Raw genomic sequence first — 5,017 nt, 5'->3', positions numbered from 1 at the left:
GGGGCGTTGCCGTTATGAGCACTTCTTGCGGAGTGGACTAGGGCGGCTTAAAAATAAAACGGGGCGGCGCTGCGGCCCCGTGGAAAAGGAGCGATGATATGATCGGCAATGAAAAGCAAAAGGCGGTTTCCGCTATTGACGAAAAAGCGGAGCTGATTACCCGGACGGCGGACTCCATCTGGGAGTTTGCAGAGCTGTCCTTGCAGGAGGAGCGGTCCGCCGCGCTGTACTGCGAGGTACTGGAAAACGAGGGCTTTGCCGTGGAAAAGGGAATTTGCAATATCCCCACGGCCTTTTCCGCGTCCTTTGGCGCGGGGCGGCCCATCATCGGGATTCTGGCGGAGTACGATGCGCTGTCCGGCCTGTCCCAGAAGGGGGGGAGCCTTGATCGGGAGGAGCTGATTCCCGGCGGCTTCGGGCACGGCTGCGGACACAATTTGTTGGGCGCCGGGGCCATGGCCGCCGCCATTGGCGTGAAGGCCTATCTGGAGGAGACGAAGCGTCCCGGCACCGTGGTGCTGTATGGCTGCCCGGGCGAGGAGGGCGGCGCGGCAAAGGCGTTTATGGCCCGAGACGAGCTCTGGCGCGGGCTGGACGCGGCGCTGACTTGGCATCCGGAGGACCGGAACGAGGTGGCCACCGGGTCCTCAAACTCCTGCATTCAGGTGCAGTACCGCTTTACCGGCGTGGCGTCCCACGCGGCGGGAAGCCCGGAGCAGGGCCGCAGCGCGCTGGACGCGGTGGAACTGATGAACATTGGCGTCCAGTTTCTGCGGGAGCACATGAGTGACAAGGCCCGGGTCCACTATGCCATCACCGATGCGGGAGGACGCAGCCCCAACGTGGTCCAGCCCCGGGCGACGGTGCTGTACATGGTCCGCTCCAACCATGTCTCCGAGGCGGTTGCGCTGCAAAAACGGGTGGACCGCATTGCCGAGGGCGCGGCGCTGATGACCGACACCACCTTTGAACGCACGTTTATCGACGGGCTTGCTGACACCGTGACCAATCACACGCTGGAAAAGCTGTTGTATGAAAACTTTGCCGACTTGGGTGTTCCTGTTCACACAGAGGAGGAACGGGCCTTTGCCGATGCCTTGGCCAAAACCTACGGCGGTGCGGATTACCTTCCGGGCATCGGATGTGATTACAATTCGGAATATGCCGAAGGTGTGAAAACTATGCGTAATGAAAATGGCGGAGCAATGAATGAATTTCTCCTGCCCTTGTATCAGGGAGAGGCATTTAAACCCGGCTCCACCGATGTGGGGGATGTGAGCTGGCAGTGTCCCACGGCGCAGATTCATGTGGCTGCGTGGCCCAATGGCTGCCCGGGCCATAGCTGGCAAAATGTCTCCTGCGACAGAACCGCCATCGGCCACAAGGCCGCCATCCACGCGGGGAAGGTGCTGTGTGCCGCTGCCATCGACCTTCTGAACGGTCCGGAAATTCTGGAGGAGGCCAAAGCGGAATTTCTCCGCCGCACGGAGGAGGGGTATACCTGCCCGATTCCCGCCGGAGCCGTGCCCACCGTGCCGGATTAAGCGCGCTGGTTTTTGAAAAAGCCCGGCCAAAGGCCGGGCTTTTCCAACGGCGAAAACGGCGAAAAAGAGTGGCTTCGGCTCAGCAGACAACGCCTGTGAGGTATGACAAATTTGCAGTCAAAAAAGCGTTTTTTGTTATAAACGTCCTATATACTTTGGTTTTTTAACGCTTGATTTATGAAAACTGCTGTCGTTTTGCCGGTTGACATTCGCGGGTTGCGCCGCTACAATAAGACCAACCCATTTGAGCCCCCATAGCGGGGAAATTGAAAAACTCTTAGAAAGGAGCCTGACGGTTATGATGTTTACCAATCGTTTTCATACGAACATGACCGCGTCTGCCAATTGTGCAGAGGCTTCTTTCCCCTGCACTGATTCTGCCTCCAATATGAACATTGTTGCCCTTCTGGACGCCGTTATTGCGGCGTCCATTATTATTATTGCCATTATTGTCGTCAGCCTGATTAGCACCATTCTGGTAGTAGGCCTGTTGCTGGCGATTCTGGTATTGGTACTGGTACTGGTAGGGCTGCTGATTATGGAGAAAGTGAATAGGCGCAGGAGACGTGTCACCGCATAATTTTCGTTACGAAAAGCGGCTGCGCTCTTGGAGCGTAGCCGCTTTTTTGTATAAACTGAGCGTTCGAGGCGGGAAGCGGACCGGACGGCCGTCGGTCCTCACCCCGCTGTGGAACCACCGCGAATAACGATTTTAAAGGAGATTGTAACGATGAAAAAGAAGAAAGTTTTGAGCTTTGTCCTCGCGGCTGCCATGATGGCTGCCCTCGCCGGCTGCGGCAGCAACGGCGGAACCTCCGCGCCCGCCGCGTCCGGCGGCAGTGCCTCCGGCTCCGGCACCGATGCAGCGCCCGCCGCCATCAAGATCGGCGGCATCGGACCTCTCACCGGCGGAGCCGCTACTTACGGAATCGCCACCCGCAACGGCGCGCAGATCGCGCTGGATGAAATCAACGCGCTGGGCGGAATGCAGTTTGAGATGAACTTCCAGGACGACGAAGCCGACCCCGAGAAGGGTGTCAACGCCTATCACACGCTTCAGGACTGGGGCATGCAGCTTCTCTACGGCTGCACCACCACCGGCTCCTGTGTCAACGTGGCGGCTGAAACCTATGCCGACCGTTATTTCCAGCTCACTCCCTCTGCTTCCTCCACAGACGTGACCAAGGGCAAGGACAACGTGTTCCAGATCTGCTTCACAGACCCCGGTCAGGGCGTCACCGCCGCTGACTATGTGGCGGAAAAGGCCCTTGCCAAGAAGGTTGCCGTCCTCTATAACAACGGCGACGCCTATTCTACCGGCATCGCCACCGCCTTTGCAGCCGAAGCTCAGGCCAAGGGGTTGGAGGTTGTCTCCACCACTACCTTCCCTGACGACACCAACACCGATTTCTCCGTCCAGCTTTCCGACGCGAAGAACAAAGGCGCCGAGATGGTGTTCATGCCCATCTACTACACTCCCGCCTCTCTGGTGCTGAATCAGGCCAAGAGCATGGGCTATTCCCCCATCTTCTTCGGCGGCGACGGTATGGACGGCATCCTTGCCATGGAGGGCTTTGACACCTCTATCGCCGAAGGCCTGATGCTGATGACTCCCTTCAACGCTTCCGACGCAGCCTCCACCGATTTCGTCGCCAAGTATGAGGCGGCCTACAGCGAGACGCCCAACCAGTTTGCCGCCGACGGCTATGACTGCATCTACGCCATCTATGCCGCCTGCCAGAAGGCCGGCGTGACCGCCGAGATGAGCCACGAGGATGTGTGCGAGGCCATGGTCGCCGCGTTCACCGCCTCCGACTTCAGCGTGGACGGCCTGACCGGCACCGGCATGACCTGGGGCACCAACGGCGAAGTGTCCAAGGCCCCCATGGTGGTGAAGGTTGAGAGCGGCGCTTACGTGACCATGTAATTTTCGGCTTCACGGATGCGAGAACTGGAAGGCCCCTTCTGGGGGGCCTCCCGGTTTCCGCCGTTCCGGCCGGGAGGATACGGCCCGCCACGGCGGGCCGGGACCTCCTGACCAGAACGCAGAGGGCAGTCTCGCGCCGATTCCGGCGCGGCGGCGCTTTAAATTTTGGAAGGCAGGTATCTCTTGCTATGACGATTCTCTCCAATCTGATTGGCGGCATTGGCCTGGGCAGTATTTACGCCATTATTGCTCTGGGCTACACCATGGTTTACGGCATTGCAAAAATGCTGAACTTCGCCCATGGCGACGTGATTATGGTGGGCGGCTATTTATGCTTTATCACAGCGTCCTCTCTGGGCTGGCACCCGGTGGCCGCCGTGCTGCTGGCGATTACCGGATGCACGCTGCTGGGCATTGCGGTGGAGCGGCTGGCGTATAAGCCGCTGCGCTCCGCCCCTTCGCTTGCGGTGCTGATCACCGCCATCGGCGTGAGCTATTTTCTTCAGAACGCGGCGCTGCTGCTGTGGGGCTCCGACACGAAGATTTTCCCAAATTTCTTTACATTTGGCGGGAAGCGGGGCGTGTCCCTGTTTGACGGGCAGTTGAACATTGCCTATGTGTCCATGATTACGATGGCGGCGTGCCTTGTGATTATGCTGGCGCTGACCGCGTTTACCGGACGCACCAAAATGGGCAAGGCCATGCGGGCTGTGTCCGAGGATAAGGGTGCGGCGCAGCTCATGGGTATCGATGTGAATTTCACCATTTCCATGACCTTCGCCATCGGCTCGGGACTTGCCGCCGTGGCGGGGGTATTGATGTGTTCCACCTATCCCACCCTGATTCCCACCACCGGCTCCATGCCCGGAATCAAGGCGTTTACCGCCGCCGTGTTCGGCGGGATTGGTTCCATTCCCGGGGCGCTGCTTGGCGGACTGCTGCTGGGGATCATCGAAATTTTTGCCCGGGCCTATATTTCTACCGAGCTGTCCGACGCCATCGTGTTCGGCGTGCTGATTGTCGTGCTGCTGGTGCGGCCCACGGGGCTTTTGGGCAGGCAGCTCCGCGAGAAGGTTTGAGGTGAGAGGGATGACTACAAAACTGAAACGCATGGCCCCCTCCACCCGCTCCAGCTTCATCACTTACGCCATGGTGATCTTGGTGTATGCCCTGATGCAGGGAATGCTTTCCGGCGGGGCGCTGACCTCTTCCATGAGGGGAATGCTGGTGCCCGTGTGCGCGTATATCGTCATGGCGGTGTCTTTGAATCTGACGGTGGGCGTGATGGGCGAGTTGAGCCTTGGCCACGCGGGCTTTATGAGCGTGGGTGCGTTCACCGCCGTCATTGCTGCTGCGGCGCTGGAAGGTACAATTACCGCGGGACCCGTGCGTCTGGCCGTGGCCATGGCCGTGGGCGGCGCGGCGGCGGGATTGGTGAGCCTGATTGTTGTGGTGCCGGTGCTGCGGCTCCGGGGCGACTATCTGGCCATCGTGACGCTGGCCTTTGGCGAAATCATTAAAAATATCATGAACTGCGTGTATGTGG

Annotated in this window: 5 protein-coding genes; all 5 read left to right on the top strand. The window is 59.3% G+C overall.

The genetic code is table 11. The features are described from left to right. Nucleotides 1-98 precede the first annotated feature (98 nt). Nucleotides 99-1,544, top strand: coding sequence for a M20 family metallopeptidase (locus B2W96_RS03130; RefSeq protein WP_293008460.1), 1,446 nt, complete (start codon nt 99-101; stop codon nt 1,542-1,544). A 298-nt stretch (nt 1,545-1,842) separates the two neighbouring features. Beyond that, complete coding sequence (locus tag B2W96_RS03125; protein ID WP_293008458.1) at nt 1,843-2,124, top strand: hypothetical protein; 282 nt, start codon at nt 1,843-1,845, stop codon at nt 2,122-2,124. Between the two features lie 150 nt (nt 2,125-2,274). After that, nucleotides 2,275-3,471 carry an ABC transporter substrate-binding protein gene (locus B2W96_RS03120; protein WP_293008456.1) on the top strand — a complete coding sequence of 399 codons (1,197 nt, stop codon included), beginning with the start codon at nt 2,275-2,277 and terminating at the stop codon, nt 3,469-3,471. A 188-nt stretch (nt 3,472-3,659) separates the two neighbouring features. Then, a complete protein-coding gene (locus B2W96_RS03115) occupies nt 3,660-4,550 on the top strand; it encodes a branched-chain amino acid ABC transporter permease (protein ID WP_293008454.1) in 891 nt (296 codons plus the stop codon). A gap of 10 nt (nt 4,551-4,560) precedes the next feature. Beyond that, the coding region (locus B2W96_RS03110; RefSeq protein WP_414692957.1) for an ABC transporter permease subunit at nt 4,561-5,017 on the top strand (457 nt) is incomplete at its 3' end.

It is taken from the genome of Oscillibacter sp. UBA6647 (assembly GCA_002455655.1).
In the GTDB taxonomy this organism is placed as follows: domain Bacteria; phylum Bacillota; class Clostridia; order Oscillospirales; family Oscillospiraceae; genus Oscillibacter.
The sequence above is the reverse complement of the archived record's forward strand: the minus strand, read 5'-3'. Positions and strand labels throughout refer to the sequence as shown.

What these genes read in the sequence shown, in the direction of transcription:
- B2W96_RS03130 (WP_293008460.1), top strand. Translation starts at nt 99, where the DNA reads ATGATCGGCAATGAAAAGCAAAAGGCGGTTTCCGCTATTGACGAAAAA.
- B2W96_RS03125 (WP_293008458.1), top strand. Translation starts at nt 1,843, where the DNA reads ATGATGTTTACCAATCGTTTTCATACGAACATGACCGCGTCTGCCAAT.
- B2W96_RS03120 (WP_293008456.1), top strand. Translation starts at nt 2,275, where the DNA reads ATGAAAAAGAAGAAAGTTTTGAGCTTTGTCCTCGCGGCTGCCATGATG.
- B2W96_RS03115 (WP_293008454.1), top strand. Translation starts at nt 3,660, where the DNA reads ATGACGATTCTCTCCAATCTGATTGGCGGCATTGGCCTGGGCAGTATT.